The organism is Mesorhizobium sp. M7D.F.Ca.US.004.03.1.1 (assembly GCF_003998635.1).
Classification (GTDB): Bacteria; Pseudomonadota; Alphaproteobacteria; order Rhizobiales; family Rhizobiaceae; genus Mesorhizobium; species Mesorhizobium loti.
The window spans coordinates 1-1541 of record NZ_RZQG01001188.1 but is presented as its reverse complement, the minus strand read 5'-3'; the positions used below and the strand labels follow the sequence as shown (position 1 = coordinate 1541).

2 protein-coding genes are annotated in these 1541 nt (G+C 61.5%); both read right to left on the bottom strand.

The genetic code is table 11. The annotated features are described in order from the left end of the window. Window positions 1-531: TetR family transcriptional regulator (locus EN935_RS35390; protein ID WP_127374197.1), on the bottom strand; the 531-nt coding region annotated here is incomplete at its 3' end. Window positions 532-574: 43 nt separating this feature from the next. Then, window positions 575-1541: ABC transporter substrate-binding protein (locus EN935_RS35385; protein WP_245489135.1), on the bottom strand; the 967-nt coding region annotated here is incomplete at its 5' end.

Here is a 1541-nt window from a genome sequence, read left to right as displayed (position 1 = left end):
GTCGACATCCCTGCCACGCGGCACGGCGACCGCGGCGATGTCCTCGGCGAGTTCCGCCCGGTAAGCGTCATAGAGTTCGCGATGCGCCGCCTTGAGGCGTGGGTTGACGGCGATCTCGCCCCACAGCGATAGCCAGATCAAGAGATTGTCACGGCTGAAATAATCGGGCGAAAAATTCGAATGCACCAGGGCGGCAAGTGCGGCCTGCGGCGACCAATCTGATGTCTCGGCGCGGCGGCGCTTGGCTTCGGCGATCTGGTTGTTGACGCTGGCATAAAGCGAGGATTTGTAGACCTCGACCAGCAAGCCATCGAGGCTTTCGAAGTGATGGTTGATGAGGCCGCGCGAAACGCCGGCCTCCTTGCAGATGCGATCGATGGTGAAGGCGCCGATGCCGCCGACCGACAGGCATCGCGTCGCCGCCTCGACCAGCATGGAACGGCGGACATCCGCCTGCTCGCGGCTGAAGCGCGGTGGCGATTTCTTGGCGCCGCGCTTGCGTCTTTCGGGTGCTGGTCCTGCTTCCGTCATGCCCCCAGCTAAACGATCACATCTTTGCTGTCCACGGAAGCGATCATGCCTTCTTCTTGAACAGCACCGGATTGGGGTGGCCGTCCGGATAAATAACCGGCTCGAAACTGGTCTTGTGGATAACGACCAGCGGCTGGTGGCAGATGAAGATGAAACCGCCAGACTGCTCCATCAGGTCCTCCATGCGGTTGGACAATGCGATGCGCTTGGGCTCATCGCTTTCCGCCACCAACTGCTGATAGCTGGTTTCGAACTCCGCGCTGTCGAAGCCCGACCAATTGTAGGCGCCGATCTGGTCGGGGCGGAACCAGACCAGGTTTTCGGAAGGGTCGATGCCACCGGCAAAATCCATCAGCGCCAGATCGATGTTCTTGTAGCCCTCGCCCTGCGTCTTGTCGCCGACACCCCAGAAGGCCGCCTCGTCATAGGGCTGGATCTCGACCTTGATGCCGGCCTGTTCGAGACTGGCCTGGATGATCTGCGCCGTCGCGGTGCGGATGGAATCGTTCATCACCGTCAAGGTCAGCGACAGGTCGCTGACGCCGGCTTCAGTCAGAAGTGCTGCGGACTTCTCGTAGTCGGGTGCGGCGATCAGATTGCTGGCGCGCGCGAACTTGGTGCCGGGCTGGACGACACCGGTGGAACGCTTGGTGAGATCGTCATAGACGCCGGTCAGGATCTGCTCGACATCGACGCCATATTGCACGGCCTGGCGGACTTTTAGGTCCTTGAGGCGTGGGCTCAGCATGTTGATGGTCAGCCAGACATAACGGGTCGACTGCGCCTCGATCAGGCTCGTGTCGGCGGGTAGGCTGGCCTTGACCGCCTTGGTCGCCGAAATGGCGATCTTGGTGTAGTCGAAGGCGTCGGCCTCATAGGCCAGCTGTGCGGCCTGATCGTCGGCGACGACATAGATCTCGACCTTGCCGAAATCCGGCTTCGGCCCAGGCCAGTCAGGGTTGGCGGTCAGCGTCACCTTCTGCTTCTGCTGCCAGTCGGAGAAGAGGTAG